Raw genomic sequence first — 26,683 nt, forward strand, 5'->3', positions numbered from 1 at the left:
TAAAAAAAGCTGAGCGAAGTATCAAACTTCACTCAGCGGAAATATTAGTTGTAGTCGTTAAAGCCCTTATCACCAGGAGTGTAATAAGTGGTGGGATCTGAAGGGGTCAGTGCTTTGCCTTCCTTCAGTTTGTTCACCAAATCCGGGTTTGAAATGAAAGGGCGACCAAAAGCGACCAGGTCGCCATTGCCTTCTTGTAAATCCTGTTCGGCGCGGGCTTCATCGTAACCACCGGACGTGATGTACAGTCCTTTAAAGTTTTGTTTAATCAGATGTTTGATTTCAGGACTGACGGGTGGAGCACCCATGGCACTATGATCCACAACATGGATGTAGGCCAGTCCCAAGTCAGAAAGCTTCTGGCTTAGGGTCATGTAGAATTCATTGATGCCATCAAATGCACCCGTATCATTGAAGACGCCGTACGGGGAAACACGAATTGCCAGACGGTCACCACCGATTTTCTCTGCGATTCCTTTGCAGATTTCCAGAACAAACCGCATGCGGTTCTCCGGCGAGCCACCATACATATCCGTGCGCTTGTTAACATTAGGGTTCAGGATCTGCTCAATCAAATATCCATTGGCGCCATGAAGTTCAACTCCATCAAAACCGGCCTGAATTGCCAACTCTGCACTCTTAATGAATTCCTGAATTGCTGTTTTGATTTGCTCTGTCGTCATTTCTTGCGGTGTTGGATAAACTTGCTGTTGAGCTGTGTCGGTCCAAATTTTTCCGTTCAATGCAGTCGCCGTCGGCGCAAGGACCTTCGCGTCCTTCGGAAGATTATCCTGATGAGAGGCACGACCCGTGTGCATCAGTTGCACAAATATATGCCCACCTTTGGCGTGAACTGCATCAGTGACCTTTTTCCAGCTTGCTGCCTGCTCCTGAGTATAAAGACCCGGGATGCGCGCATATCCCAAACCATTTGGTGAGGGTGAAATTCCTTCTGTGATGATCAATCCCGCAGAAGCACGATCTGCATAATATTTGACGATCATATCATTAGCCAGATTCCCAATGGCGCGAGACCTGGTCATCGGCGCCATAACCACTCGGTTGGAAAGTTTAATACGCCCCATTTGCACAGGTTGAAATAGCAGTCGATTCATTGGCGGTCCTTTCGAGAAATCATTCAGTACCAATACTGATAACGTTTTCAGAAAAGGCAAGATTGTATTGAATTAATCAGGAGACCCGACAAGCCGAAGCCTTGGCGAAAGATGGTGCAGTCGGCAGGACTCGAACCTGCAACCCCTTGGTTCGAAGCCAAGTGCTCTATCCATTGAACTACGACTGCACAATGGCAAACAGACTAACAAAGATGCTTCTTGTAAATCAACTGATAGCGTGATGTGCCGCGGGTGGCAAAATGCCCCGTGGCCGCGACCAAAGGGATGTGGGGTGTTGCCGTGAAACCCTTGGTGGTCGGGGTTTTGACGACAATTTGGACGCTTTTCAATGAAGTTTTAGCCTAGTACTTCGACACTTAAAAATTCATTAAAGTCTAAATATGAGCGGGCCGAATTCATCGGCATGACAAACGCGAAACTAAAAATCACTATTTTATCCGCAATCCTTGCAACCTTCTTTTCCGCTCACCAAGCGGCTGCAATGGCAAAGCCTCCCATTTCAGAAAAACCAGTGACGACGCCAAAACCGACTCCGACACCATCACCAAGTCCGTCTCCGTCACCAACGCCATCTGAGCCAACCACAGATCGTCAAGTGACGCCACTTTGGGAAAGCGCTCATGCTGATGGTAAAAAATGGACTGATTACGTTGATGCACAACTAGAAGTGCTGGGTCAGGATCTGTTGGACGTAAAACCGGCGGATGCGACGACGTTCTGTCCAAAATACAACTCCCTGTCTTATCAGGAGCGTAAAGAGTTTTGGACTTATCTGATGTCCCAAATGGTGCGCTACGAAAGTAACTTTAAACCGGCAACAGCCTACACCGAAGCCTTCAACGACAGTAAAGGCAATCGTGTGGTAAGCCGCGGTCTGCTGCAGCTTTCAATCGAAAGTGGCAATGCCTACGGATGTGGTTTCAAAAATGCCAACGAAGTGCATGACCCCTATAAGAATCTTGCCTGCGGTATTCGCATCCTGAATCGCTGGATGGAACGCGACGCTCGCATCGCTGGTAAAGTCAGTGGCAGCTGGAAGGGCGGAGCCCGTTACTGGTCGGTCTTAAGATCCACGAATTCGCCTTATGCGAAAATCGTGGCTGGAACGAAAGCAATCTCGATCTGTAAGTAATAACTTGTCTGTCAATTTTCTGGCAGGGGAATGATATCAGGTTCCCCTGGAACTTGCGGAAACGAACGGTCAGCCCACTTCGTTTTCGCATTTTCTATTTTTTCCTTCGATGAAGAAACGAAGTTCCAATAGATGTGTCGTGGTTCCGGGAACGGAGTTCCTCCCAGAACAATGAATTGCGCATCCTCTGCGGCAAAGACATGCAGGGCGGAGCCTTGATTTAGCACTACAAAATCATCCGGAGGGATCACTTTGTCGCCAACTTTCAGGCTGCCTTTTAGAATGTAAAACGCAAGCTCATCTCCGCGCGGATCAAAATAAAACTCCTTGCCGGATTTCAATCGTACATCCATGAAAAACAAATCCGAAAACACCTCTACCGGGGAGGCGTGATCCAACGCGGAACCCGCAATCAAAACCACATCGGCGTCTTTCACTTTAAAACGGGGAATGGACGCTTTGGGGTGATGATTGAAACTGGGTTTACGGTCTTCCTCTGAAAGAGGCAGGGCCACCCAAAATTGCAGCAGGTGCAAGCGGTGCGGAATGTCCTTAAGGTTGGCCGGAGTGGTTTCAGAATGCGAAATGCCTTCTCCGGCAGTCATCCAGTTCACATCGCCGGGGTTCAGCAGCACTTTGTTTTCCAAGCTGTCGTGATGAAGAACCTGGCCTTCAAGCAGATAACTTAAGGTCGAAAGGCCGATGTGAGGGTGGGGCCGCACGTGAATACCTTGCTGCGGGCCAAATTCCGTTGCCGGAAAATAATCAAAAAAGATAAAGGGGCCAACCATGCGTTTTTTCGCATAGGGAATCATGCGATGTACTTCAGAGCCTCCTCCTAATGAGATCAAACGTGGAGGAATTTCCATCAAGATGCTATTTTCAGTGACGCTCATGTTAATGCCCCTTTTCTGAAGACAAAAACCATGCTATCCTTGATCAATTCATCTGACGATAGAAAAGTTAAGGACAAGAATGAAAACAAAAAAGGAAATCGTTGATAACTGGCTGCCTCGCTACACGGGCGTACCTCTAAATGAATTCGGGCAATACATTTTGCTTACGAACTTCAGCGGCTATGTGAAAATGTTTGCAGAAAAATTCGATGTGCCACTGCGTGGTGCAGACCGCCCGATGCAATCTGCTACGGCTGAAAATATCACGATTATCAACTTCGGTATGGGCTCAGCCTTGGCCGCTACCTGCATGGACTTGTTGTCTGCAATCAACCCAAAGGCCGTTTTGTTTCTGGGCAAGTGCGGTGGTTTGAAAAAGAAGAACCAATTGGGTGATTTTATCCTGCCGATCGCGGCGATTCGTGGCGAGGGGACTAGTAATGAGTACCTTCCCGCTGAAATTCCGGCTTTGCCATCCTTCCGTTTGCAGCGTTCTGTTTCCTCGATGATCGCGAAACATAACTGCGATTATTGGACGGGGACTGTGTACACAACGAATAGACGCGTGTGGGAACATGACGATAAATTCAAAGACTATTTGACCAGCACTCGCGCCATGGCTGTGGACATGGAAACAGCCACGATTTTCGTAACCGGTTTCGTTAACGAAATCCCTCGCGGTGCCTTGTTGTTGGTTTCTGATAACCCAATGATTCCAGATGGAGTCAAAACGGAAGAGAGCGACAAAAAAGTGACGTCAAATTACGTGGATAAGCACATCAGCATCGGTATCGACGCACTTCGTGAATTGCGTGACTCCGGTGAGTCCGTAAAGCATCTGCGTTTCGATTAATCTGTTTTCTGACAAACGCGCCTTTCAATGATTGATAGGCGCGCTGGTTTTTTATTTTCTTGTTGGGAATAGGAGGCCAGCGCCATGAAGTGGATAGTTTTGTTTTTGACCGTTTTTACTTTCTCTTTCTCCCATGCCGAGCAAGATCTTCCCATGCCACTCCCGGATGATCCTCCAGGACAAGAATGGCCAGAGGAGCCCGAACAGCCAGAGCAACCGCAACCTCCTGCTCCAAGGCCGCCTCAGCAGCCTCCTCAGAACCCTCAGCCACCCCAAAAGCCTCAGCCACCATCCAATGAGGTTCGTGAATACAGTCTCGGGGCCGGTGATACGGGGCGATTCAAGGAACGTGCATTCATTTTCTATCCAAATAGCACTTGGCGCCATGTAAGTAACATCAGTCTGACGGGCACCAGAAATAACGTGAAAATCAAAGAAGTGATTATTACGTACGCTGACTATGGAGATTCTCGCTACGAAACTCAGTTGGAAGGGGAGTTGATCGCGGGCTCAAGACGAACCGCGTACATACAAACACGTCCGATTGCGTCCATCCGAATCGTGGCCAGTAATAAGTATTTCTGGAAAAAACCAGGTGGTTTTAGAGTGGATGTATCAGCGTATAAATAATTTCTGGCTGTCAGCTGGGTACACAAAGTCGAATCGAAAAACCCAAGAATGATTCGACTTTGTAGAGTTGATCCTGTGATTTTCACCTTTTTTCACGCAATTAACATATTGTGTCATCGTGAAAGTTGCGATATAACTCTTCCCACTTTCAATCAGTGTTTATTCTAATTTGTACTTTGTGACATGTACTTTGGGGAGGCTCGCTTTGATCAATCCAGGCAACAATATGGCCGAAGAAATTGATTCTGATTTGGATTCTGACCTTGATGAGAAGAATACCAAAAAGACGTCTGCATTCGATATCGACGTAGACGAAGAGTCAGAAGCTGCAGTTTTGGCAGGACTTTCTGACAACCTTCTTAGTGAAGGTGAAGAAGATGACTTGAACCTTGATGATGTTGATAACATTCTTGAGCTTCCAGACGTAGGTTTCCCAAAATTCACTTTGGCGAAAAATAAAGCTCGCTTCTTGCGTATGGTGAGCTGGTACCGTGGTAAAGAAGAGTGGATCGAAGTTGCTCCATTGTCTGGCGTAACAAAGCTTTTCAAGACCCAAACTAAAGAACTTGAAGGCATCCGTTCTTCCAAGTTGGATTACGAAATGGAACTTGAGACAGGAACTTTGACTCCATCTCAAAGATCTTACCGCCGCGACGAACTTAAAATGTGCCGCGTGCAAGAGAAAATGGCTGTTCACTTGATCTCTAAGCTTCAAGTGAAAATCAAATCCGGCCGCAGATAATCGAGAATTGAAAATCGAGAATCGAAAATAGAAAAAGGACTGCTGAAGAGCGGTCCTTTTTTTTATTCTGATCTACAGGGCGTTCTTTAATTTAGACTTTAAAAACTTGATAAACACACCAGCTCTCAAAGAAAGTTGTGCGTTCTTATAATAGACCGCGTGGATCTGTTCTTTCTGCTCAACACAGGCTCCCTGAAGGACCGGTACAAGGTCTCCTGATTGTCGTTCCTTGATGGTCATAAAATCTCCAAGGCAGGCGATGCCCAAGCCGTTTCTCGCCATATGAAGAATCGTTTCACCGCTGGAGGCGGCATAATGGGGCTTGATAGGGTAGCGATCGCTCCCGTTGTTTTTTAGTGGCCAGTGGTTTAACTCGCGTGGATCTGTAAAACCGATCAGCGTGTGGTTTTGCAGGTCTTCAACGGACTTTGGCGAGCCGCGAGCCTTCAGATACCGAGGGCTCGCGACCAGTCGTCGTTTACTTTGTCCGAGGCTGACGGCATGTAATGAAGAGTCCGCCAAATTTCCCAACCGGATAGCAATGTCGATGCGGTTTTCGATCAGGTCGATGTATCGTTCACTATTGAAAAGCTCCAGCTGAATCTCGGGATGTAATTGTTGAAACTCGGCTAGGTAGGGCACCACCGAATGCAGGATGAAGGGAGATGCTGAGTCGATACGCAGTGTTCCTGAGAGAACATTCTTGGAGCCGACTGCTTCCTCCGCGTTTTCTAAGGCCTGAATCACCTCGCGGGCGCTTTGCAGGAAGCGTTCACCTTCATTGGTGAGATTCAGTCTGCGTGTCGTTCGTCGAAGCAGTGTGATACCCAATTTTTTTTCAAGTCTTGTGAGCGTTCGGCTGACCCCTGACGGAGTCTGATTCAAGTCCTCAGCTGCGGCACTAATCGATCCCTTATCAACGATCAGGATAAAGGTATGAAGCTCTTCAAGCGTTGTTTTCATTATTGACTCCAGATCAAATATATTTTGCCTATTTGTGACTCAATAGGCAACGACAAAGCTGCTATATTCGTTTCAATAGAGGAGGCTTTATGCCTTTAGCAATATACGCCCTGATGATCGGGGCATTTGGAATTGGAACCACGGAATTTGTCATCATGGGGTTGTTGCCACAAATGGCAAGAGATCTGAATGTGAGTCTTTCATCAGCGGGACTTCTGGTCAGCGGATACGCCTTGGGCGTCGCCGTTGGCGCACCGGTTTTGTCATTGCTTTCTTCGCGTTGGCCGAAGAAACAATCACTGCTCATTTTAATGGGGATATTCACCCTAGGTAATTTGATTTGTGCTCTTTCGCCCAGCTATTCAGTCCTCATGGCCGCTAGAGTGTTGACGTCTTTTGCTCATGGTACTTTCTTCGGTATCGGATCTGTCCTTGCGACAAGTTTGGTGCGACCAAATCAAAAGGCCACGGCTATTGCAATGATGTTTACGGGGTTAACGTTGGCAAATGTTTTGGGCGTTCCATTTGGAACCTGGCTGGGACAAAACTATGGCTGGCAATCTACGTTCTGGGCGGTGACGGCAGTGGGTCCTTTGGCGATACTGGCGTTGCTATTCTATGTGCCTTCTGCCAAAGGGGACCAACCAGCGGTTGATATGTTCAAAGAAATACAAGTCGTCTTGAAGCCGCAAGTATTGGTCAGTCTGTTGCTAACGGTCCTGGGATTTTCGGGGGTCTTTGCCGTCTTTACATATATAGCTCCCATCTTGACTGACATTTCGGGATTTTCCGAATCATCAGTGTCACCGATTTTACTTTTATTTGGTGGCGGATTGATCGCAGGCAATATTGTAGGTGGCAAGTGGGCCGATAAGCATCTCATGAAGGCGTTGGTGGGCTCATTGTTACTGCTGACGATTGTTTTGTTCGGTTTTACTTTTTTGATGGGCTACAAAATCGCGGCATTGGCCTTGGTGGCTCTGTTGGGATTTGCGGGATTTGCGACAGTTCCCCCGTTGCAAATGCGAGCCTTGGAGCACGCTGCAGAAGCCCCTGCGCTTGCATCAGCAATGAATATCGCAGCCTTCAATCTAGGGAATGCGATCGGGGCTTGGGCTGGTGGTATCGCCATTGATAACGGTGGTTTGATTTTCGCGGCCTGGACAGCCTTGGGAATATCACTGCTTGCATCGGGTTCCTCCTACCTTAGCGGAAAGTTTTCCTCCACAACGAGTACAGTTAAAATAGACCGCAGTTTAATGGGGCATTGAATGGCGCTCATTCACTGTCTAATCCTTAGACAGTGAGGCGGGTAAAGCGTTCATTGTGCCGTTCCAGATAAATACTTTAAACTGTCTGGGCTCGTTATGAGGGTGGAAAATATTGGCCCGGATTTCGCTTTAGTCTTTTTTGCATTTTTAGCTTGGAGACTTTTATGAAACTGTGGGCTTTGTTGCCGGTGATGCTTTTAGTGGCTGCCTGCTCCCCCAAAAATTCAGGTCCAGTGCCCGTGGCGCAGGAAAACAGAATCATCAATGGTAAGTCCGTGGATCGTGACAGTACTGTCGCGAATGCAACCGTTGCCCTGATGCTTGCTGATGGTGATCGTATCAGAACGGTCTGTACGGGAACCTTGGTTTCCAAGGACTTGGTGGTGACTGCCGGGCATTGTGTGGAGCCGATGTATTCTGGTTATGAAATGGTTGTTTCATTTGGACCTGAAACTTACACCTCCAAAAATGAAGGCGATTTGCGCGAGATCGACCGCGCCATTTCCTATGACTATATGACTCCGCCAGTGGGCGAGAGCCATACCAGATCCATTAACGAACTTCGTGATGTTGCATTGATTAAGCTGCGTACGTCAGCACCCAAATGGGCCGTTCCGGTTCCAATTCTTGGATCTGAAGCTGGCTTGCAAATGGGGCAGTCTGTATTGCTTGCGGGATTCGGCCGTACCAATGAATTCGTAAGTGCGATGTCCACGCATTTGCAAAGCACGCATGTGGATATTGTCAGTGTTGAAGACAGAAAAATCACAGTGGACCAATCCAAAGGAACCGGCGCTTGCTGGGGTGATTCCGGTGGGCCGGCGTTTCTGGAAACGGATCGCGGTCTGGTTGTGATTGGTGCGACAAGCGGTTCCGCTTACGGATCCGTCGATTGTCACACCAAAGTGGTCTATGCCTCTTTGCCGGGATTTAAAGAGTTCCTGCAAAAAGTGGCGACGGTACTGGGCGGAGAGCCGCCCGTTTTTGTTGAATAGAAAAATTAGGTAATTTAGTAAGGAACGTAAAGATGAAGAAACTAATGATGATCCCACTGTTGGCTTTGGCAGCGTGTACTCAAAACAATGTCGCAGAGACGTTAAAAGTCGATGCAGCCAACAAATCGCAAATCATCAACGGAGAAAATGTGACCGCGAACGAAATCTATGCGGAATCTACAGTGTCTTTGCTGGGGCGGAACCCGCGTGATGGCAGCGTCATGTCATATTGTACCGGGACGTTGATTTCCCGAAATTTGGTTGTCACTGCCAGCCACTGTACTCAGATGCTGGAGCGCGTGCAGACCAAGATCTTCTTTGGAACAGAACTGCCTGAATCTTTCGAGGATGCCAATGCGATTGAAATTGAAGAGGCGATCAGTCACCGTAATTTCGGAGTGAACTCACGTACAGAGCGTTCAGAGTACGATGTCGCCGTGATTAAACTTGTGACGGAGGCACCTGCCGGCTTCAAACCAGTTGCAATCCTGAACAATGTAAAAAAATTGAAAGCCGGCATGCCAATGACTCTTGTCGGTTGGGGGCGCATGTCTGAAACTGAAAATATCAAGACCGTGACAATGCAAAAAACCGTGGTCGAGATTGCACAGGTTCGCGATCAAGAGGTCGTGACTGATCAAACTCGTGGTTCTGGTGCATGTAACGGGGATTCGGGTGGTCCCGGCTTTATCGAAACGTCGATGGGTTTGATCCTGGCGGGGGCTACTCGTGGACCTGAGTCAGGCTATGAGGATTGCCACCATTATGGCAACTACACCTTGTTGGTGAACTATAAAGACTTTTTGAACTATGCCGCTCAAACCATGGAAGCGGACTACCCACAATTTGTGAACTACTAACCTTAAAGTGGATTTGACTATAATGAAGAATCTGTCGCTGGGAATTTTATTGCTTCTTGCAGTCGGGTGTTCGCGCCCGCAGGCGCCGGATATTATTCAAACTCAAATCCACAATAATGCCATCATCGGAGGGGAGCCAGTCACAGCTGACAGCTATGCGCGCTCTGCAACTGTTGGTATTTACTATCGTGGTTCGGTGGCATGCACCGGGGTGTTGATTTCCAAAAATCTGGTGATTACAGCAGCTCATTGTGTGAAATGGGTGAATGACGTCCAAGTCGGTTTCGGCGAAGCGATTCTGCCGGCAGATCAATTGAAGAATGTGGCTCATATCATTCCGCATCCTGATTTTGAGATTGTGAATGTCGAGATTCCAGGGAACACAACAGAAACACACGTCACTTCACAGAAAGACGTCGCTCTGTTGATGTTGGCAGAAAATGCCCCTGCCGGGTTCGTACCTGCAGTCATTCATGCCGACACCGACAGTATTCCTTTGCAGAGCACTTTGTTATTGGCAGGCTTCGGTCTGACTGACGATATGACTCGTGAACCAGCGAAATCCCTGCTTCAGGTTGAAGTGTCTTTGTTCAATTTGATTGATGACTACCTGGTTTTGGATCAAAGAAACGGAAAAGGGGCGTGCTTCGGGGATTCCGGCGGGCCTGCTTACTTGGCTGATTCTGGGAATTGGTATGTTGTGGGTGTCACTCATGGCACTCGTCCCGGATATACGGATTGCAGTCATGAGACGGACTATACAAGTCTGTCGAAGCATATGAAGTTCATCATGGAGACAGCCGATCTTATCGGTGCCGAACTACCTTATTTTGGCCTTCCATTGCCACCAGCTGCTACGGCCGTTCAGGCCCCTTTAGCAGCCCAATAAGCCCCAAAATTCACAAATTTGAATGCAACCCCTTTTTTGATACCCATCAAAAGTCCAGTGATTTGGCCTTGTTAAAGTGTCTCAAAAAATATTTGCAACTAGCCCTAAATTCTCACGATGAAACGCCGATAGGTACAAAGTGAGTCAATTATGATTGCAATTTGTTTCAAAAGGGGAGGACAAGAATGTCACGCACAGTAATGATCGTGGTAAGCGATAACCAGGAAACCGTAGAAAACGCTAAGAAGTACTGGGAGCAGCACGATGTGACAGTTCAGGCTTATTCTTCATCTCAATGGAGAGAAGGTCTTGATAATGCATTTTTCAGACAACAACTTACTGCGGGTGTACCTGCGTTGATCTCTGGCAACAGCCCGGTGACAACAGATAATTCAGGTCACAGTAATTTGATCCAGTTCCCGACGCCAACAGCGACATCTTCTAACGTTCAAAAAATGGAAGAGATGGAAGCTCATGCGATTGAGAACGCGATCGTTCAATACAAAGGCAACCTGACTGAAGCAGCAAAAGCTTTGGGCATCGGTCGCGCGACTTTGTATCGCAAAGTTAAGCAATACCATATCGACCCTTCTGCAGCTCGCAAGAAGAAGACAGTGGTTGCGGCTTAATCGCTGCGTGTCCTTAAGAAATGTGCATTGATTAAGGAAGAATGGAAAAGTGGATTCCGCAAGGAGTCCATTTTTTCGTCAAGGGATTGAATGTTAAATAAAATCACCGCCATCATTCTTACGCTGGCCTGTGCCTATGGGGCCTTTCACTTCACGATCAATCGGTCCTTCGTGAACCCATATCCTGTGGTGTGTGATCTTGTCTCTGAAAAAATCTATCTGCCGAATGAAGAACTCAAAGACTGGCGTCGCACCTGCATGGAGCGAAGTCGCTATGTCACTCCTTACACCAAAAAAGATCTGATCCTGCGTGATATCAATTACGTTTTAGGATCGCTGCGTGTTTCGCATCTCGAGATTTACGACGCCCCTGATGTGCGCGGAATCTGGAGAGGCGAAGTCAAGGAGACGGGCCTCAGCGGAGAGTTCGTTGATAGCGAACTTGTTGTATTTAAAGTGCTCCCCCAGTCGCCAGCCGAGAGGCTTGGTTTTAAAAAAGGCGACGTCATCGTTAAAATCAACGGTGAACAACCCAGTTCCTGGGCGATGGAGTCCGAAGCCGGGGATTATCAAATCCGCAGAGGTGCGGAGGAGTTTTCCATTAAGCTTCATCCAGGAGTGGTGAAAAGAAATGAAAGTATTCAGCTTTCCCCGTTGAATTCCCGCATCGCGGTGATGGAAGTTCCGTCCTTCCGTGCGGAATTCTTCAAGGATGAAACACTCAAGACAATTGCAAATGATCTGAAAAAGTATAAGTCGGTTGTTGTTGATTTACGTAACAATGCCGGAGGCAACTTTGTCGCAGGATTGCGGTTCCTGTCATTGTTTGTCTGTGAACCCACGCTGATTGGAAAACTTGAAAAACCAAAATCAAAAGCGGGTCGTGCGGAAATGCCGGATCTTTTGAATGATGAAAAGCAGCTGGATATTCTGGAAAAGAGCCGGGAAGTTTCTCTGAAAACGTTTCGTAATCCTGCCTGTTATTCCGGCGCGGTCAAAGTGCTGGTTGATGGCAGAACCTCGTCCGTGGCGGAAATGGTGGCCCAAGGTCTGAAAGAGTATCGGGGAGCCCTTTTACGGGGGACCTCGTCTCGAGGCCAGTTGCTGGTGGGGGTTTGGTATCCGATGGATGAGGTCGGTCCCGGAGTGCAGATTTCCATACCTGAGGCGCTTTATATAAGCGGCAAGGGACATCGGATCGAGGGGCAGGGCGTTCAGCTGGATAAAGTCCTGTATTACAATCTCCAGCAAATGCAGGCTGGCATTGATTCTTGGGTAAATTCTTACCAGGACTAGAGTCTTATAATGAGACGTCAACTAAGTTTTGGTCGTCTGTTAAGTGAGTAATCGGTCATACTGAATTAAATGGCCGCCGGGTCGGCACGCCCTTCGCAGGGTTGTAGACGAATGAACTTTGCGATGGAGAAAATAAATATGGGGAATGCGAAAGTGATTGAGTTTCCTAAAGAAAGATCTTTCCGTAAAAGACTTCAAGACAAAGCCCAGGAACAGAAAGCTGTTCTGGTTATGTCAATCGCTTCAGTCGCATTGATGACTGTCTTTGTAAATCAGTGGTTGGTTGACAATTCGGACTCTGCCATTGGTGGTCGTGGCAATCGTGAAATCGCAAGTTTTGAACCGGGTGCTTTTGCCCGTGATGTAAAGTGGGAGCATGACATAGCTCAAAGACTTTCTGCCGAGAAATCGTCTTTGGTTGCGGCCCTGGCTGAAAAGCCGACTTTGCGTGATGATTTGATTTTTGGTTTCCTGGAAGGGAAATACGGAATGAATATTTCAGGTGGCAAAGTTCAAAGCCTGGAGTTCATTGATGCTCAGGCGGGTGAAAAGGCCATGGACATCCAAAATAAAGCAAACTTTCTGAAAAAGTATGCCTCAGCCTTTGGTCATAACTACGTTGAAGTCGCGCCAGCGAAATCAGCTGACGGTGGTGAAGAGGTTTTCACTCTGATTGATAAATCCAAGACCATCGTTGGTCATGCTCATTTCGCAATCGATGCGGATGGCCGTGTTCAGTCTCTGAGATTTGCTCAATAATTCCTTAAGTACACACTGTTTCAAGCCGATACGATCTGTATGTTATTTCCAGATCTGTCGGCTCCAGAAGTCAATAATTCCAAAGAGTTCAAGGCACAGCCTGCGATAGCGTTCCTTATGGATCGTTTCCTGGCATTCATTTTGGACTTTCTTTTGGTGTCTCCCGTAGTCAGCTTGCTGGTTTCGGGACTGGTTCGTCAGGCAAAAACCTTTTTCCTTTTGAATTCCAGATCTGAAGAGGGTGTCATCGCGGCATTGATGTTGTTTGCGGTGGCAGCGACTGCTGTCGTCGTATTGCAAGTGCTGTCATTGTACTTCCTGCAAGCGACGCCCGGTCAGTACTTTCTGCAACTTCGTGTTGTGTCTTACCCATCCACGCAATCAAGACTGACGCTTTCACAGTGTATTGTGCGCTCTGTATCCTGGTGTGGAACTTTCCTGTTGCTGGGGCTTCCGTTTTTGGGCGTGGTCGGTCATCCATTGCGCAGAGCCTTTCATGAAAAGGCCTCTGACACCATCGTCGTCACTCTGAAGAAACAATTTGATTCCGGTCCTTCGTTGCCTGAACAAAGATTGATGACCTCATGGATGCAATTTAGTTTTGCGATGTTCGCATTGGTGGCCTTTGTGGGTCTTGCCAAAAACTATCAGGCTCTGAATGCAGGAGAGTTCCAAACTGCTTCCACCCACGCCGTAACCTGCAAAGAAATTCCTGATAAGGAACTGACCGGTGCACAACGCATGGATGCCGCAGTTTCGCTTTTCCTGTTGAAGGAAATTACTTCTGATTGCCTCAGTCGTGAATCTGAGAATTCATTGTGGAGTGATCCGGTTAATTCCCAATCGATGGCGTATTTTGCGAAGTACCTGCTAAGCGAAGGTCAGGAACGAAAAGACTATTTGAGCAAAGTTTGTGAATCCCGTACGTCCTCCAGCTGCGTGCTGGCTATGTATCTGGATAATCCTGACGACGTACAGCTGGGAGACGCTTCCCATAAACTATGGGTGACCCAGGTTTTGGAAGCCGACCATCTTTACAGTCAAAAAAACTACGAAGGCAGTCTTGAAGTGATTGAAGGTTTGCAGGCTGTGCCAGCACTGCGAGAGGCGATGGATAAAAAGTATGTGCGTTCCATTTGGGCATTGAAGGAAAGTCTTGGTGCCAAGAAAAATGGACGGGTGCCTGCCAGCTCAGATACTTCGGCTGAGTGGATTGAAGGATTCAAAGAAAAGTACGGTGTCAGATGATCATTCCGTGCCCCGAGGATCTGAAGCAGGTTCAGCGCTTTCCATTGACCATGACCTTGGTTGCTTTGAATGTGTTTATTTTTATTCTGATCTTCAGTGGCGCGCGTATGGATATCTCCGACAGTCGCTTATTTGAAATCGAAGGTTTGAATCTAACGGGCCGCCTTTACTATCAATATCTACAATCAATTTCTCCGGATGCCCTGGCGGAAACACCTCACTGGGTGCAGAAGCTTAAAAGTTCCGACTCGGATCAAATGGTGGTGCTGGGTGCCTATGCGCTTCGGGACTCCCGCTTTTTGGAGCAGGGGGATCAGGGCGACTACCGTGGTGATCAGGTTCAAATCCTTCGCTGGAAGGAAGATTTTTCAAAGTTCCGAACCGAATACAAGGAACAGCTCATGTTCCGCTTCGGTCTTAGTTCATCCATGAAAGGTCCGTTGGCCTGGTTGACCTATCAGTTCTCCCATTCGAATTGGTTGCATCTGTTTTCCAATCTGATGTTTTTGGTGGTAATGGGTGCGGCAGTTGAGGCTTTGGCTGGAAGTACCACGATGTTGCTGGTGTATCTTCTGGGAGGCGTGGCCGGGGGCATGGGCTTCCTGTGGTCTCAGGGAGTGGGAACCGTGCCGATGGTGGGTGCCAGTGCCTCTGTCAGTGCTTTGCTGGCGTTTTACTGTGTGGCTGAAGCAAAGGCCCGGGTTCGCTATCTGTTCTTTGTGTCGCCAATGCCTGAACACTATGGTTATATTTACTTACCCACTCTTTTGATAATTCCTCTTTTTTTAGTCGCCGATCTGGCAAGTTTTTGGGCAACGCCTGAAGGTTTGGGGACGGGAGTGGCTTATGCCGCACACTTGGGTGGCAGTCTTTTCGGTATCTTAGCCGGGGTTATCCATCGTTTTGGATTTCTTACTCACCCCAAGTCCTTAACATAACACTGACAGAGTATTTCTTATAGCCCCGTTGACATTTGTCGGGTGGATTTGCGAAAGTGGTCCGCGACAGAGGCTGAATAATCACCCCCTTTACCGAATGGCGGACCCGAATGAAGCTTACTAAGCTCATTAAGTCAGTGATTGTATTAACATCATTGTTTTTCGCAGGTGCTTTAAATGCAGCGCCGGCATCCCAAGCGATTCCATACTATGGAGTCGAGTTCTATCAGGATCTTGCCGCTGGCAAATCAAATGAAGAATTAACCACGAGAATCAAAAACGTCATGCGCAGTTTTCATATCGTGCAGCAAGGCGATTATGATTTGGTTGTGTCTGACTGCCAGGCCCAAAAGGGTTGTTATTGGCATCAACCAATTGGTTACAACCGTGCTCGTGTTTGGTTGATGGGTAAGTTCTATCTGGCTTACGATCAAGCTTCTCACTCCTATTCAGTTAAGGATTTCTACTGCTCCAACTACAAAACTCGCGATGATTTCCGTCGTGGCGAGCCAGGTCCGGATAAAATTCCAGACAACACGGTGATCAACGTTGAGCACACATGGCCACAAAGCCGTTTCAGCCGTCGTTTCCCTAAAGACACGCAAAAATCCGATCTTCACCATCTGTTCCCGACGGATTCACAATTGAATTCGATCCGTGGTAACCAGTGGTTTGGTGAAGTTCATGAAGACACTCAAACTTTGAAATGCCCGGTTTCCCGCTTCGGTGTGGGTGAGGGTGACAGTGATGAAGTGTTTGAACCACCACAGGAGCACAAAGGCCGCGTGGCTCGTGCGTTGTTCTACTTCTCACTTCGTTATGATTTGTACATCCCACCTGACCAGGAAGTTGTTTTGCGCAGATGGAATACCGAAAATCCGCCGGACGCAGAAGAGATCGAAAGAAACAATCAGATCTTCGCGGCTCAGGGTAACAGAAACCCATTCGTGGATTATCCAACGATGGTAGACTCAATCAACGACTTCTAAGCGGTCGTTGAAAAAGGCTCGACTGCTGCGTTGTCGGGCCTTGTCTTCGCTCCAACGTGCCTAGGGCACGCCTATTGGTTCCCGGTTAGGGTGGGGGCCACTCCTGGTAACCCAGTATTCCGATTCTTGGAATCACGCCCAAATCTTTCAGCAAATCTATTGATACATAATTTTTCAGGCTGTGTTTCGCCTTTTCAAGCTGTGCTGTGAAGGGGCGGAAGTCCCAGAATTTCAGTGCGTTCTTTTGGTTGCGGTTGGCGCCGGTCACTTTGAGGGCGATGGCACCAGTCAGTGAGCGAATGAATGGAGCGTAGTTGTTTTTGTTTTTCAGTCGGATCGACAGGTGCAGGTGGTTGCCGCCGTTCGCGAAGGTTTCAATTTTGATCTGATATTTTTGCGCAAACTTGCGGCACAGGGTCTCGATCTGTTTCCAGTTCTTGGCCTTTCTAAAACTCAAAGAGCCAATGGCCTGACTTGATCGCAGTACGACTTGCATCGGTTTTTTCGTGCTCAAAGGACGGCGACATCGGTAGCGCGCTTTTTTAAACAGCGTGCCACCATGAGCATGAGTTGCATGCAGTCGCGGGTCATCGAGACGGAGTTTCTTCATGAACGATGGTATAGTAAAATACTTAAAGCGGGGCAAGTAAGTTGTTGGAAATACTGCGCTATGAGATAGGTTTCGAAGTTGGTGGTTGAAGTTTTACTTGAGGTTTTTGCGAGTTGCTTTTGTGGCAGAAAAACAGGGGCGAATCATGCAAACAGTGTGTTCCTTAAAAAATCTTAAAAAAAGTGGAACAACCCTCTTGCAATGTGTTCAACAACAATGTCTAATTATTTCTACGGGAGGGGTGATACCAAGGAAGGTACTCGGGTGCATGATGTGCTCACCTCTATTTTTTAAAAAGATTATAAAGGCCGGAGTTCACTCCGGCCTTTTTCTTTTCCAAAATCCATCGAAATTCTCCATCTTTAGTACTAAAAAAGTTCCACTGAAAATTTTGAGGGAACGGTATTCATTTGTCTTAAATCATTGAAAGGTGACCCCACGCTGGGCTCTGGTAGGTTTGGTGTTCTCAAATTTCTCGTGGAGGTCGGTCTTATGAAACTATTGGCTGTGGGTTTTCTTGTCTTTGGAATGTCTTCGTTCGCGATGGCGGCGGGGTTGAATTGCAAAAATGAAGCAGCGGGTTATGCGATCACCCAGGTAGTGGCCGAGATGATTAAGACCGAAAAATCCATCTCTTCCTATAAGTTTAAAGCTGAGCGTCCGGTGACTGATGATGCCATTGAACTAAAAGGCGGCAACATCCGCGAGTTCTACAATGTCGACATTCAGCTTTTTGAGGGTCAATCCGAGATCGATGTGGAGCACCCGGCGACTCGTACCGTACGTGTGCAAATTCTAAATACCAACTCGGGCGCTTGTGAACTGGAGAAGGTTTCCAAGTCTGATGGCGAATAGCTTAATATTTAAGCAATTTTGAATACTAAAACATCCGATGAGTCGTGACGCTGGTACTGTAGGCAGATACTGGCTCCGCTTTCGGTGCTTTCTAAAATCACGGGGCGGGTGGTGATACCCAATGGTCCCTCGGTGATTCCTTTAATCCAAATTTCATCTTCAGCACAATGAACCACTTCCGCGAAGGTACCAATGCCTTCAAAGTCGATGGCGCTGCCTTTGGTGATCGCAAACTCCACAACGTGCTCAGGACGAAGCGCCACAACAGGCGCAACCGGTTCTGGGTTGGGTGGAGCTGCTTTGGCTGCGCGAGCAGCTTTTAGTTTTTCATTGAGCTCGCGGTTGACCTGAATTTCGGCATTCAGAACCATTCCAAACAGAGTGAAGTTCATCAACAAGGACAGCACCGTTTGGACGCTGCTGGTTCTCCAGTCCTTTGAGAAAGTCAGGAAGTTATGGGCAATGGTGACTGCCAAAATAACCAGAACGGGGAGCCATGCGGAACTTTTCGCGCGGATCATCAGGTAGCCGACCACGATTTTTGAAATGCGCAGAGCCCATTGCATCGGAGTAGCAGCCATAAGCACGGCACTCAAATAAGCCCAGGACCATTTATGGGGACCTGCCGGCAACATCGCAATACTAATAAAAAAATTTAGAAACGGGGAAAGTAAAAGCAAAACACCGGCAATGCGCAGAAGGCGGTTCATTATCCCACCTCTTTGTGAGATCCCGATTCGCTTTTTTCAGTCTTTTCGGCAAAACGCATCTTAAGAGGCGCCGTTGTGGATGCAGTGGGTGTGACTTGGTCTTTGCGACCACGGCGAACCACGGCATCACTCAGGGCGATGACCAGGCAGATTGCCAACGGGTCAAAGACCGCAACGAAGACCATGATCAGGTACTTCACGACGTTGTCGATTTCCATATTGAAGGCCTTGGAGATGTATATCAAAGGACCGACTTTTTGTTTCTCGTCGATCAATTTGATTTTCGCCTGGGCGATCTCGCCTTCAAGGTTATTAACCTGTGCTTTCAATTGTTGAATCAATGGCTCTGCTTCCGCGCGGGCCTGAAGCTTGCGGGTGATACGGCCCGCCGGGATTTCCTCAATACCGCGATTGATACGATCGATTTCGGCATTGGCAAATCTTTGCTCGTTATGAAGTTTATCGATTTTGATTGTTTCAGCCTCAAGAGTGGAGGCGGAGATCAGGTAGGCATCGGATAAGAATCCGAAGATGCCCATACTGGTGATACCACTTAAAACCACCACGCAGATCACCATATAGGATTTCATGACCAGGTTGATACTTTTCCAGGTTTGGTGAAGGTAAGCCGCAGCCACGAACTTTGCCAGTTCCAGTGCTCCGGCCATCAACCAAACGGCAAGCACCGCGCCGGAGAATAACTTCCCCAAACCCGCAATAGAAAACGCCGCTCCCAAAACGGAAATCGCGATTGCTGAAAGTGCCAAGCCTATAATTACCCAGAGCTGAACCATATGGTTATCTCTTCGGATAAATATGAAGAAAGATTGACGATGATGTTCGTTGAAACGGTCATTGGTCCAGCGGGGAGCTGAGTGCGGGTCTTTAAAACGAAAAAACCCGCTTTCGAGGCGGGTTTTTTGAGTGGCTACTGAGGGTAGGTCCAGTTGTTGTAAGCGTCTAAAAGCTTTCTGTAGTCTTTAGGAAGAAGGCCCTCGTTCAGATCAGCCAGAACATCCTGAACCAAGGAAACATCCATCACGTAGGCTTTGGAGTTTACCAAAAGGCCACGCGCCGTTTTCTTGCGATCCCATGGAGACCAGAATTCCGGATAGCATTTTAGTTTATCGCCCAATTCCAATGTGAATTCACCAACAGTGATTTCGGGATTTTTAGCGATGATGTTTTTGATTGTTTTTACTTGTTCTGCATTCAAAGAAGCGCAGTAGTTGGATCTTTTTTTAGCAGCAGTTCTTTCTTTGTTCGTGTAGTGCAGACGGCGATTCGCCTGGTTCACGAAATCAGAAACAAATTCCTCTGCGGTTACAGACGCGAAGGCTTGGGTTCCAGTAAGTAGAGTTGTAAGGATGAGTGCGAAAATTTTCATCGGGAGTTTCTCCAAATGATCATTTTCTATTTGAGAATTGTCGATTGCTCAAGGAGCCAGGGGAGGACTTGAATCTTTTGCAATAACTTGACGAAAGGGGGCGCCGGCTGGGCCCCGCTTAAGAGGGGACTTATGGGTTCATTACGTCCAAAAGTTTTGAATCCATAGCATCGTGATTGCTGTATCCAAGGTCACGAAGGGTGTCTCTGATCAGATCGATGTCCATCCAGTAAGCCTTGGTGTTCACCAGAACGCCCCATCCCTCACGCTTAAGTGGGGGAAAGAAGATCGGATAGCATTTAAGCTCCGGAGAAAGCTTGGTCCAAAACTCACTTGCGGTTTGTTCCGAGTTTTCACGAACCACAGTTTTGATAGTTTCAATCTGAGTTTGGCTCAAACCTGTGCAGAAGGGTCTTTTTTGAGTGGCAATACGATCCTGGTTAATAAACACCAGGCGGCGGTTCATTTGCGCCACAAACTGGCTGACGAATTCGTCCTGAGAGACAGAAGCCTGCGCCTGCGCGCCGATGATAAGTGTAGTCAGCATCAAAACCAGATACTTCATAAGTGGGACCTCTTGGTTAAAGATATCCCCATTTTTAAGGCACCCGGCTCTGTTCCACAAGGGGTGGGGGGAGACCTTTGAACCTTTTGCAGCCCGGAGCCCAAAAGTGTCACCCTCAACCCATTGAGGTGCAATTTAACAACGGATGAGTGGGAGTCTTTTTAAGGTCAGTGCCGGGTGTTTAAATACCTTTTGGGGGTGGCTATGGAAAAACTGGGGGCCTATCTGAAAACCTGCTTGTTAGCGGCCGCCGGTGTAATATTGCCGGTGATTTTGGTGCTGATGCTGGTGGTGAAAGTCGTTTCAGTAGTGGGGAAAGTCACCTCCCCATTGGCGCAGGGGTTGTCGCCTCGATTCTTTAACGAATATCAATACGCTTCGGAAGTGGTGGCTTTTGGCTTCTTGGTTTTATTGTCGCTGGCTTTGGGGGCTTTTGCGCAAACGAAGGCAGGCCGTGGGATTGGGAATTGGATTGAGAGCACTGTTCTGATGCGCATCCGGGTGTATAGGGCTTTACGGGAATTTGCGGAAAGATTGATCCCTTCGCAGGACGATTTTTTGTTTCAGCCGGCTTTGTTGATTCGTGAAGATGAGATGAATGCTTTGGTGTTCGTCGTCGAAGAGCTTGAAGGCGGGCAGAGTGTGATCTTTACCCCGAGTGCTCCGTCCACTTTTAGCGGTTCTTTGTTTATTGTTCCGACCAAGGATATTAAAAAATTGGATGTGCCGGTCGGTGCTGTCGCAAAAACCTTTTCGCGGTGGGGAGTTGGAACGCAAGAGGTCTTAAAAAAAGGTCAAGGCATCGAATTGCTGCAAGGAACGGAACGGTCGGCAAATCCGGATTCACCGAATTTGCCGATGCATTAGCGGCGATGCCAACATTAGCCAATCTAATGTGGAGTGCAGACTAAAGATATTTTTACTTAAACGTAAAAATTAAAAATGGCTGAAAAATACCAACTTTTCATCGGAATAGATCTATTCGTTCACTGTGCATTTGAGTTCTATCACCTTCGATCTCTGTGAGATCGATCACCGTCGACTTGGAGAATTTAAAACTTAGGTGGATTTTACTAGCCGTGGTAGGGTCCATTTAGTTACTGCTAATTTTGAGTCCATGTTCAATTCTGTTCATTCCCTCCAAATAGCGCTCGTGCCTTTAGGAGGTAATAAATGAGTAAAAAAATATACGTCGGTAATCTGCCTTATTCTGCAAACGATCAGACATTGGCTGATGCTTTCGCTGAATGCGGAAATGTTGATTCTGCAAAAGTAATCACAGATCGTGAAACAGGTCGCAGCAAAGGCTTTGCCTTTGTTGAAATGTCTACTGTTGAAGAAGCTGCTGAAGCTATCAAACGCTTCAATGGCGCTGAACTTGACGGTCGCGCGGTAAGTGTTATGGAAGCAAAACCACAAGCTCCACGCACTGGTGGTGGCGGTGGTTCTCGTGGGGGTTACAACAACTCTCGCCGTTCTTACTAAGACTTTTCAAACTCAGTTTGATTTTAAAACCGGCCTCTAGGGGTCGGTTTTTATTTTTCAAGATAGGATTCCCATGGCTGTACAGGTTATTTCTTTCAACTGTCTTTTGAAAAACAAAACGGGCCAAGTGATCAGCACAACAATCAATCGTGATGTACTAACTTCTCAAGCAAATTCTGACTCGATGTTGAGTGGCCTTTCAAAGGGGCTGCAAAATATTAAAGCAGGCGAGAAAAGAACGATCACTGTGACTGCTGAAGAAGCGTATGGTTTTTATGATCCCAAAAAAGTGATTCTGTTTCCAAAGTCAAAGTTACCCAAGAACATGGTGGTGGGCCAAACGGTTTCCATTGCGGGAAAAAGTGGAGCTATTCGTACTTACAAAATTTTGGAATTCCATGATGGGATGGTCAGCCTAGATGGAAATCACCCCTTGGCAGGTCAAGATCTGATATTTGAAATAGAAGCGATCGATGTGAGAGATGCAACTCCTGAAGAAATCGAAGAGTCTTCGAATGTTGTCTCAAGCCAGCTTTTGCATTAGTTAAATTCGAAAATAAAAAGGCCGATCGATAAGAACGGCCTTTTTATTAGTTTGCTTGCAGTGCAAAACCGATCGGTTCTGCGCCGCATACGTAAATAGGACCTGGCACCTATTCGCCTTCGGCGGGGGCGAAGCCGCGGCGAAGGGTGTTTTCGGTGACGGCTGCGGGTTCCATGTATTGCTTGATATAATCTGGACCGCCGGTTTTTGAACCGATACCAGACATTTTGAAGCCGCCAAATGGATGACGGTCTACCATCGCACCCGTGATACCACGGTTGATGTACAGGTTACCCACTTCGAATTCTTCCTTCACGCGAGCGATGTTGGCAGGGGATCTGGAGAACATACCACCTGTCAGTGCGTACTCTGTGGAGTTTGCGATTTCGATGGCTTGATCCAAGTTTTTCGCGCGGATCACGGCCACAACTGGTCCGAAGACTTCTTGTTGCGCTAATTTTGCGTCGCCTGGAACATCACCGAAGATTGTTGGCGGAACATAGAAACCGTTGTTTGGTGCAGTTCCTTTGAACAACAATTTGTTCGTCTTTTCAGTTTCAGCAATCGTATTCAAGATACGTTCGTGAGCTTCTTGGTCCACAACGGGGCCCATGTAAGCTTTAGGATTTTCTGCAGACTTAACTTCAATTGAACGAGCGGCTTCCACCAAACGCTCTGTGAAACGATCGTAAACTTCATCCAAAACAATCACGCGGCTTGCCGCTGAACATTTTTGACCCGAGAATCCAAACGCGGAGTAAAGAACACCATCAACTGCTTCGTCCAAGTCCGCATCGTTATCGATGATCACGGCGTTTTTACCACCCATCTCGATAATGCATCTCTTAACGTGTTGTTGACCTGGTTGAACCATCGAAGCGCGATTCAAGATGTGAAGACCCACAGCTTTAGAACCTGTGAAAGCGATCGTCGTCGTGAATTTGTGATTCACGATGTATTCGCCAACTTCTTCACCCAAACCTGGCAAGAAGTTGATAACACCTGTTGGGAAACCAGCCTCTTGGATCATTTTCATCAAGCCCCAAGAAACCAAAGAAGATTGCTCTGCAGGTTTCATCACGACTGTATTTCCAGTCACTGCAGCTGCAGTCACCATGCCGGCTAGGATCGCTAATGGGAAGTTCCAAGGAGCGATAACCGCTGTTACGCCACGAGATTTATAGATGTAGTGAGAAAGCTCGCCCGGCAATCCGCCCACGCGAAGTGGTTTTTGCAAAGCGCGCATATCACGAGCGTAGTAACGGCAGAAGTCGATCGCTTCGCCCACGTCACCATCAGCTTCCGCCCATGGTTTACCCACTTCAAGAACTTGAGTCGCGATCAATTGGAAACGATCACGTTGCATAAGATCTGCAAGTTTATCAACCAAAGCAGCGCGATCATTTGCTGGAACGTTTTTCCAAGTTTTGTAAGCAGTTTGTGCCGCCTGCATAGCTTGTTCAGCTTGCTCGATAGTTGCCATGTGAACTTTAGCTACAACTTGTGAGCTTTCAGAAGGATTCACGCGATCAAAGATCTTAGCAGATGTTTGTTCTTTGTTGTTGATCATCAAAGGAACATTCACTGGAAGAGTCGCGCGCAATGAAGCGATCGCCTTTTCCATTTTTTCACGGTCTGCTTTAACAGCGAAATCCAAAAGGGGCTCGTTATAGAACTTGCCTGGTTTTTGCGGGATGATCGCAGATGTCGGAGTCAAACCGGAGGCTGGATCTTTTAAAAGCTCCGCCGTGGTTTTGTTGTCTGCGAATTTTCCACGAAGCCATGATTCATTGGAAGAGTTTTCAAGCAAGCGACGAACAAGGTACGCCATACCTGGGATCAATTCACCGACAGGAGCGTATTCACGCATGCGGTAACCCATCTCGACGATAGTTTTTTTGATTGGCTCTGCCATTCCGTAAAGCATTTGGAATTCCAAAGCGTCTTTAGGGATGTTCAATTGTTCAGCGTAAAGCATACAAGCCGCGATGGTTCTTACGTTATGGGAAGCAAAAGCCGGGCGGATGTGTTTGATGTTTTCCAGGAAGTATTTTGCGCACACTTCGTAGTTCGCATCGGATTCCGCTTTGTTCGTGTAAACCGGTACCGGCCAGCCACGTTGTTCAGCTTCGATAGTTTCGTAGTCCCAGTAAGCGCCCTTAACCAGACGAACCCAGAATGGTGTGCCACGTTTTTTTGCGAAGTCCGTCAACATTTTGCAATCTTCGAAGGAATCACGCAGGTAAGCCTGAATCACGATGCCGAAGAATTTGTAGTTTTTGAATTCGTCTTCGTTGATAAGTTCTGTGAAGGCTTCAAGTGTCAGGTGTTTGACGGAGTACTGCTCCATATCCAAATTAATGAAAACACCTTTTTGCATACCCAAACGGAAAATAGGGCGCATGCGATCTTTTAGGATCTTTTTGGATTCATCCCAAGCAGAGTCTTTGATTTGCGAATAAAGTGCCGTCATTTTCACAGACACGTTTACTTTTGGAATAGCACCTTCGTGATCGCGATCGATCTGCGGAACTTCGTCCCATTTTTCAGCGTCTTTAGCGAGCCAGTTCACAAGCTCGATGCATTTGTTGGAATATTCCTGAGCTTCTTTTTCAGACAAGATCGCCTCGCCCAAAATATCCACTGTGAAAGTCATTTTGTTTTTGCGGGCTTTTTTAAGCACTGGCAAAGCATCATCCGGATTTTCACCGGTGATAAACATTTGCGCCATACCGACAACGTTTTTCTTAATCGCGCCGGCCATCAAGCCCGGAGCCAAAGAACCAAGTCCAAGTCCCACGTTGAATACTGGAGGAAGTTTTCCGCCATCTTCGGCGAAGTATTCTTTCAAGTGGCGAGCAACTTCGTCGCCCGAGTTGATAGAAGGAAGCACGTCCACGAAGCGGAACATGTTGGTTTTGAATTTTTCATTTTTCATACTCCATTCCATGATGGAGCCGTACCAGAAATCTTTGGAGAAGATGGAAGCCTTGGATTGGCTTTCCATGCGTTTCATAATTTCTTCGCCACGAGTGACGATCTTCGATTGGATATCGTTCATAACTTTAGCTTTCTTGTGCCGGCGAAATAGGCCAGCAACTTTACCATGTGAGTGCTGGAATATTTACTCTGTGGCCCAAGAAATTCAAGCTATTTGCAGGGCTATTTGACGCTCCATTGGTGGGTGATTTTTCCCACGATTTCCGCCAATAAAACGTCACCGGGTTTGATCTGACCAACTCCGGCAGGAGTGCCTGTCAAAAGAAGGTCTCCGGCTACCACTGGGAAATGGTGACGCACATAGTCTATCTGTTCTTCAAATGGGAAAATCATCAACGAGGTGTTGCCGTTTTGGCGGAGCTCGCCATTGACGGTCAATTTTATGCCGATGTTGCGAAGCTCATCCAGGTTTTCCACGGGAAAAAAGCGGGACAGCGGGCAGGCTTCAGTAAAACTTTTTGCCAAAGTCCAAGGCTGCCCCTTGGATTTTAGTTTGGATTGCAGTGTACGCTCCGTCAGATCCAACGCCACGCAGGCGGCGGATATTTGTAAGTTCTCGTCAAATTGCAAAGCAATTTCGACTTCGTGGTGCACATCCGTACTCCATTTTGGCAAATGAATCTCTGGGGCTGCGATGGTTGCGCAGCTGCCGGCCTTTAAAAATACCAGGGGTTCTGAAGGAACTTCATTTCCCAGTTCTTTGGCGTGTTCAACATAATTGCGACCGATTGCCCAGATGTTTTGAATCATGGATTGATCCTTTTTAAATCGAGAAATTTATAAAAACCGTCTTTCGCGACTTCAAAACCCACGCACTGGCACGGTGACCAATGGGAAAAGCGGTCCTCGCTTAGATCTGTCTCGCACGGAATTACTGACATGGCTTCAATCACCCAGTCGTAATGGGAGCACAGATAAATCACATCGTTTTTGGATTCAGAGGCTTTTTCCAAAAGTTTGGAGATGCGTTTGCGGAATACTTGAAGGGACTCGTCACCGTGTTGCTCCAAAAGATCCTCCTGGTTTTCCAGAGGGAGTTTGAAATGTTCAGACAACGGGCGAAAGGTGCTGTGGGTGCGTTTGCGCGGCGAAACCCAAAGGTGAGTTGGCTGGGGTATTTCTTTTTTTAGAACCAAATCCAATAAGGTGGAGGCTTGATTGTGGCCCTCGGCCGTCAAATCCGGGTCTCCCGAGAAATCCATGGCTTTTTGGGCGTGGCGAAAAATATAAATCTTCATAATTCTGACTCTGCTATTGAAGCTTGAATTTATGACGCTGCTTTGCTAGTTTCGGCTGTTATT

The 26,683-nt window shown here is 47.4% G+C and carries 29 protein-coding genes and 1 tRNA gene; 18 read left to right on the forward strand and 12 right to left on the reverse strand.

The window, feature by feature from the left end; translation table 11 throughout:
• Positions 1–44: 44 nt before the first annotated feature.
• Entirely contained in the window at positions 45–1,115 is a 1,071-nt protein-coding gene (locus AAAA73_RS03210; protein ID WP_340596721.1) for an alkene reductase, read from the reverse strand.
• Between the two features lie 112 nt (positions 1,116–1,227).
• Positions 1,228–1,303: transfer RNA gene (locus AAAA73_RS03215), tRNA-Arg, on the reverse strand.
• Between the two features lie 236 nt (positions 1,304–1,539).
• On the opposite strand from AAAA73_RS03215, the gene AAAA73_RS03220 reads away from it, so the two are divergent.
• Positions 1,540–2,268, forward strand: a complete 729-nt coding sequence (locus AAAA73_RS03220; RefSeq protein ID WP_340596722.1) for a transglycosylase SLT domain-containing protein — start codon at positions 1,540–1,542, stop codon at positions 2,266–2,268.
• A gap of 11 nt (positions 2,269–2,279) precedes the next feature.
• Here AAAA73_RS03220 and AAAA73_RS03225 read toward each other — a convergent pair whose 3' ends face one another.
• Positions 2,280–3,164, reverse strand: coding sequence for a pirin family protein (locus tag AAAA73_RS03225; RefSeq protein ID WP_340596723.1), 885 nt, complete (start codon positions 3,162–3,164; stop codon positions 2,280–2,282).
• Between the two features lie 79 nt (positions 3,165–3,243).
• Between AAAA73_RS03225 and AAAA73_RS03230 the strand changes: the two genes are divergently transcribed.
• The 3 genes from AAAA73_RS03230 to AAAA73_RS03240 all read left to right on the forward strand — a co-directional run bounded on the left by AAAA73_RS03230 (position 3,244) and on the right by AAAA73_RS03240 (position 5,389).
• Positions 3,244–4,017 carry an AMP nucleosidase gene (locus tag AAAA73_RS03230; protein WP_340596724.1) on the forward strand — a complete coding sequence of 258 codons (774 nt, stop codon included), beginning with the start codon at positions 3,244–3,246 and terminating at the stop codon, positions 4,015–4,017.
• Between the two features lie 84 nt (positions 4,018–4,101).
• Positions 4,102–4,647: a hypothetical protein gene (locus AAAA73_RS03235; protein WP_340596725.1), complete on the forward strand. Its 546-nt coding sequence runs from the start codon at positions 4,102–4,104 to the stop codon at positions 4,645–4,647.
• Positions 4,648–4,852: 205 nt separating this feature from the next.
• A complete protein-coding gene (locus AAAA73_RS03240) occupies positions 4,853–5,389 on the forward strand; it encodes a hypothetical protein (RefSeq protein ID WP_340596726.1) in 537 nt (178 codons plus the stop codon).
• A 72-nt stretch (positions 5,390–5,461) separates the two neighbouring features.
• Here AAAA73_RS03240 and AAAA73_RS03245 read toward each other — a convergent pair whose 3' ends face one another.
• On the reverse strand, positions 5,462–6,352 hold the full coding sequence (locus AAAA73_RS03245; protein ID WP_340596727.1) for a LysR family transcriptional regulator: 891 nt from the start codon (positions 6,350–6,352) through the stop codon (positions 5,462–5,464).
• A gap of 89 nt (positions 6,353–6,441) precedes the next feature.
• On the opposite strand from AAAA73_RS03245, the gene AAAA73_RS03250 reads away from it, so the two are divergent.
• The 10 genes from AAAA73_RS03250 to AAAA73_RS03295 all read left to right on the forward strand — a co-directional run bounded on the left by AAAA73_RS03250 (position 6,442) and on the right by AAAA73_RS03295 (position 16,226).
• Entirely contained in the window at positions 6,442–7,623 is a 1,182-nt protein-coding gene (locus AAAA73_RS03250) for an MFS transporter (RefSeq protein ID WP_340596728.1), read from the forward strand.
• A 164-nt stretch (positions 7,624–7,787) separates the two neighbouring features.
• Positions 7,788–8,618, forward strand: a complete 831-nt coding sequence (locus AAAA73_RS03255; protein ID WP_340596730.1) for a S1 family peptidase — start codon at positions 7,788–7,790, stop codon at positions 8,616–8,618.
• Between the two features lie 32 nt (positions 8,619–8,650).
• The gene (locus AAAA73_RS03260; protein ID WP_340596731.1) at positions 8,651–9,478 is read left to right on the forward strand and encodes a S1 family peptidase; all 828 of its coding nucleotides are present in this window, start codon (positions 8,651–8,653) and stop codon (positions 9,476–9,478) included.
• A gap of 22 nt (positions 9,479–9,500) precedes the next feature.
• Positions 9,501–10,367 (forward strand): S1 family peptidase, encoded by an 867-nt coding sequence (locus tag AAAA73_RS03265; RefSeq protein WP_340596732.1) that lies wholly within the window; start codon positions 9,501–9,503, stop codon positions 10,365–10,367.
• Between the two features lie 185 nt (positions 10,368–10,552).
• A complete protein-coding gene (locus tag AAAA73_RS03270; RefSeq protein ID WP_340596733.1) occupies positions 10,553–10,996 on the forward strand; it encodes a helix-turn-helix domain-containing protein in 444 nt (147 codons plus the stop codon).
• Positions 10,997–11,086: 90 nt separating this feature from the next.
• On the forward strand, positions 11,087–12,292 hold the full coding sequence (locus tag AAAA73_RS03275; RefSeq protein ID WP_340596734.1) for a S41 family peptidase: 1,206 nt from the start codon (positions 11,087–11,089) through the stop codon (positions 12,290–12,292).
• 138 nt (positions 12,293–12,430) lie between these two features.
• Positions 12,431–13,051: a hypothetical protein gene (locus AAAA73_RS03280; protein WP_340596735.1), complete on the forward strand. Its 621-nt coding sequence runs from the start codon at positions 12,431–12,433 to the stop codon at positions 13,049–13,051.
• Positions 13,052–13,090: 39 nt separating this feature from the next.
• Positions 13,091–14,299: an RDD family protein gene (locus AAAA73_RS03285; RefSeq protein ID WP_340596736.1), complete on the forward strand. Its 1,209-nt coding sequence runs from the start codon at positions 13,091–13,093 to the stop codon at positions 14,297–14,299.
• Positions 14,296–15,237 carry a rhomboid family intramembrane serine protease gene (locus AAAA73_RS03290; protein ID WP_340596738.1) on the forward strand — a complete coding sequence of 314 codons (942 nt, stop codon included), beginning with the start codon at positions 14,296–14,298 and terminating at the stop codon, positions 15,235–15,237. Before AAAA73_RS03285 ends, AAAA73_RS03290 begins: the two co-directional genes overlap by 4 nt.
• Positions 15,238–15,347: 110 nt before the next feature.
• Positions 15,348–16,226, forward strand: coding sequence for an endonuclease I family protein (locus AAAA73_RS03295; RefSeq protein ID WP_340596739.1), 879 nt, complete (start codon positions 15,348–15,350; stop codon positions 16,224–16,226).
• 85 nt (positions 16,227–16,311) lie between these two features.
• Here AAAA73_RS03295 and AAAA73_RS03300 read toward each other — a convergent pair whose 3' ends face one another.
• Positions 16,312–16,836, reverse strand: a complete 525-nt coding sequence (locus AAAA73_RS03300; RefSeq protein WP_340596740.1) for a transposase — start codon at positions 16,834–16,836, stop codon at positions 16,312–16,314.
• 492 nt (positions 16,837–17,328) lie between these two features.
• Between AAAA73_RS03300 and AAAA73_RS03305 the strand changes: the two genes are divergently transcribed.
• Positions 17,329–17,691: a hypothetical protein gene (locus tag AAAA73_RS03305; RefSeq protein WP_340596741.1), complete on the forward strand. Its 363-nt coding sequence runs from the start codon at positions 17,329–17,331 to the stop codon at positions 17,689–17,691.
• Between the two features lie 8 nt (positions 17,692–17,699).
• Here AAAA73_RS03305 and AAAA73_RS03310 read toward each other — a convergent pair whose 3' ends face one another.
• The 4 genes from AAAA73_RS03310 to AAAA73_RS03325 all read right to left on the reverse strand — a co-directional run bounded on the left by AAAA73_RS03310 (position 17,700) and on the right by AAAA73_RS03325 (position 20,353).
• Positions 17,700–18,401: a hypothetical protein gene (locus AAAA73_RS03310; RefSeq protein WP_340596742.1), complete on the reverse strand. Its 702-nt coding sequence runs from the start codon at positions 18,399–18,401 to the stop codon at positions 17,700–17,702.
• The gene (locus AAAA73_RS03315; protein WP_340596743.1) at positions 18,401–19,195 is read right to left on the reverse strand and encodes a hypothetical protein; all 795 of its coding nucleotides are present in this window, start codon (positions 19,193–19,195) and stop codon (positions 18,401–18,403) included. The genes AAAA73_RS03310 and AAAA73_RS03315 overlap by 1 nt, the downstream gene beginning before the upstream one ends.
• 134 nt (positions 19,196–19,329) lie before the next feature.
• Positions 19,330–19,788: a hypothetical protein gene (locus tag AAAA73_RS03320; protein ID WP_340596744.1), complete on the reverse strand. Its 459-nt coding sequence runs from the start codon at positions 19,786–19,788 to the stop codon at positions 19,330–19,332.
• 130 nt (positions 19,789–19,918) lie between these two features.
• The gene (locus AAAA73_RS03325) at positions 19,919–20,353 is read right to left on the reverse strand and encodes a hypothetical protein (RefSeq protein ID WP_340596745.1); all 435 of its coding nucleotides are present in this window, start codon (positions 20,351–20,353) and stop codon (positions 19,919–19,921) included.
• A 204-nt stretch (positions 20,354–20,557) separates the two neighbouring features.
• Here AAAA73_RS03325 and AAAA73_RS03330 point away from each other — a divergent pair, with 204 nt between their 5' ends.
• From AAAA73_RS03330 to AAAA73_RS03340, 3 genes are all read left to right on the forward strand, one after another.
• Entirely contained in the window at positions 20,558–21,220 is a 663-nt protein-coding gene (locus tag AAAA73_RS03330) for a hypothetical protein (protein WP_340596746.1), read from the forward strand.
• Between the two features lie 306 nt (positions 21,221–21,526).
• Positions 21,527–21,838, forward strand: a complete 312-nt coding sequence (locus AAAA73_RS03335; protein ID WP_340596747.1) for an RNA recognition motif domain-containing protein — start codon at positions 21,527–21,529, stop codon at positions 21,836–21,838.
• 73 nt (positions 21,839–21,911) lie between these two features.
• Positions 21,912–22,382, forward strand: coding sequence for an FKBP-type peptidyl-prolyl cis-trans isomerase (locus AAAA73_RS03340; RefSeq protein ID WP_340596748.1), 471 nt, complete (start codon positions 21,912–21,914; stop codon positions 22,380–22,382).
• Between the two features lie 109 nt (positions 22,383–22,491).
• Here the strand turns inward: AAAA73_RS03340 and AAAA73_RS03345 are convergent, their stop codons facing one another.
• From AAAA73_RS03345 to AAAA73_RS03355, 3 genes are all read right to left on the reverse strand, one after another.
• Entirely contained in the window at positions 22,492–25,443 is a 2,952-nt protein-coding gene (locus AAAA73_RS03345) for a proline dehydrogenase family protein (protein ID WP_340596749.1), read from the reverse strand.
• A 101-nt stretch (positions 25,444–25,544) separates the two neighbouring features.
• On the reverse strand, positions 25,545–26,132 hold the full coding sequence (locus AAAA73_RS03350; protein ID WP_340596750.1) for a fumarylacetoacetate hydrolase family protein: 588 nt from the start codon (positions 26,130–26,132) through the stop codon (positions 25,545–25,547).
• A complete protein-coding gene (locus AAAA73_RS03355) occupies positions 26,129–26,620 on the reverse strand; it encodes a phosphoglycerate mutase family protein (protein ID WP_340596751.1) in 492 nt (163 codons plus the stop codon). The genes AAAA73_RS03350 and AAAA73_RS03355 overlap by 4 nt, the downstream gene beginning before the upstream one ends.
• Positions 26,621–26,683 lie beyond the last annotated feature (63 nt).

The sequence above is a fragment of the Bdellovibrio sp. GT3 genome (assembly GCF_037996765.1).
Lineage (GTDB): Bacteria > Bdellovibrionota > Bdellovibrionia > Bdellovibrionales > Bdellovibrionaceae > Bdellovibrio.

Coding starts and splice junctions, on each gene's coding strand:
- AAAA73_RS03275 (WP_340596734.1), top strand. CDS start 11,087: ATGTTAAATAAAATCACCGCCATCATTCTTACGCTGGCCTGTGCCTAT.
- AAAA73_RS03300 (WP_340596740.1), bottom strand. CDS start 16,836: ATGAAGAAACTCCGTCTCGATGACCCGCGACTGCATGCAACTCATGCT.
- AAAA73_RS03230 (WP_340596724.1), top strand. CDS start 3,244: ATGAAAACAAAAAAGGAAATCGTTGATAACTGGCTGCCTCGCTACACG.
- AAAA73_RS03220 (WP_340596722.1), top strand. CDS start 1,540: ATGACAAACGCGAAACTAAAAATCACTATTTTATCCGCAATCCTTGCA.
- AAAA73_RS03210 (WP_340596721.1), bottom strand. CDS start 1,115: ATGAATCGACTGCTATTTCAACCTGTGCAAATGGGGCGTATTAAACTT.
- AAAA73_RS03340 (WP_340596748.1), top strand. CDS start 21,912: ATGGCTGTACAGGTTATTTCTTTCAACTGTCTTTTGAAAAACAAAACG.
- AAAA73_RS03265 (WP_340596732.1), top strand. CDS start 9,501: ATGAAGAATCTGTCGCTGGGAATTTTATTGCTTCTTGCAGTCGGGTGT.
- AAAA73_RS03325 (WP_340596745.1), bottom strand. CDS start 20,353: ATGAAGTATCTGGTTTTGATGCTGACTACACTTATCATCGGCGCGCAG.
- AAAA73_RS03335 (WP_340596747.1), top strand. CDS start 21,527: ATGAGTAAAAAAATATACGTCGGTAATCTGCCTTATTCTGCAAACGAT.
- AAAA73_RS03330 (WP_340596746.1), top strand. CDS start 20,558: ATGGAAAAACTGGGGGCCTATCTGAAAACCTGCTTGTTAGCGGCCGCC.
- AAAA73_RS03290 (WP_340596738.1), top strand. CDS start 14,296: ATGATCATTCCGTGCCCCGAGGATCTGAAGCAGGTTCAGCGCTTTCCA.
- AAAA73_RS03255 (WP_340596730.1), top strand. CDS start 7,788: ATGAAACTGTGGGCTTTGTTGCCGGTGATGCTTTTAGTGGCTGCCTGC.
- AAAA73_RS03235 (WP_340596725.1), top strand. CDS start 4,102: ATGAAGTGGATAGTTTTGTTTTTGACCGTTTTTACTTTCTCTTTCTCC.
- AAAA73_RS03250 (WP_340596728.1), top strand. CDS start 6,442: ATGCCTTTAGCAATATACGCCCTGATGATCGGGGCATTTGGAATTGGA.
- AAAA73_RS03315 (WP_340596743.1), bottom strand. CDS start 19,195: ATGGTTCAGCTCTGGGTAATTATAGGCTTGGCACTTTCAGCAATCGCG.
- AAAA73_RS03310 (WP_340596742.1), bottom strand. CDS start 18,401: ATGAACCGCCTTCTGCGCATTGCCGGTGTTTTGCTTTTACTTTCCCCG.
- AAAA73_RS03280 (WP_340596735.1), top strand. CDS start 12,431: ATGGGGAATGCGAAAGTGATTGAGTTTCCTAAAGAAAGATCTTTCCGT.
- AAAA73_RS03355 (WP_340596751.1), bottom strand. CDS start 26,620: ATGAAGATTTATATTTTTCGCCACGCCCAAAAAGCCATGGATTTCTCG.
- AAAA73_RS03305 (WP_340596741.1), top strand. CDS start 17,329: ATGAAACTATTGGCTGTGGGTTTTCTTGTCTTTGGAATGTCTTCGTTC.
- AAAA73_RS03295 (WP_340596739.1), top strand. CDS start 15,348: ATGAAGCTTACTAAGCTCATTAAGTCAGTGATTGTATTAACATCATTG.
- AAAA73_RS03245 (WP_340596727.1), bottom strand. CDS start 6,352: ATGAAAACAACGCTTGAAGAGCTTCATACCTTTATCCTGATCGTTGAT.
- AAAA73_RS03320 (WP_340596744.1), bottom strand. CDS start 19,788: ATGAAAATTTTCGCACTCATCCTTACAACTCTACTTACTGGAACCCAA.
- AAAA73_RS03285 (WP_340596736.1), top strand. CDS start 13,091: ATGTTATTTCCAGATCTGTCGGCTCCAGAAGTCAATAATTCCAAAGAG.
- AAAA73_RS03225 (WP_340596723.1), bottom strand. CDS start 3,164: ATGAGCGTCACTGAAAATAGCATCTTGATGGAAATTCCTCCACGTTTG.
- AAAA73_RS03260 (WP_340596731.1), top strand. CDS start 8,651: ATGAAGAAACTAATGATGATCCCACTGTTGGCTTTGGCAGCGTGTACT.
- AAAA73_RS03345 (WP_340596749.1), bottom strand. CDS start 25,443: ATGAACGATATCCAATCGAAGATCGTCACTCGTGGCGAAGAAATTATG.
- AAAA73_RS03350 (WP_340596750.1), bottom strand. CDS start 26,132: ATGATTCAAAACATCTGGGCAATCGGTCGCAATTATGTTGAACACGCC.
- AAAA73_RS03270 (WP_340596733.1), top strand. CDS start 10,553: ATGTCACGCACAGTAATGATCGTGGTAAGCGATAACCAGGAAACCGTA.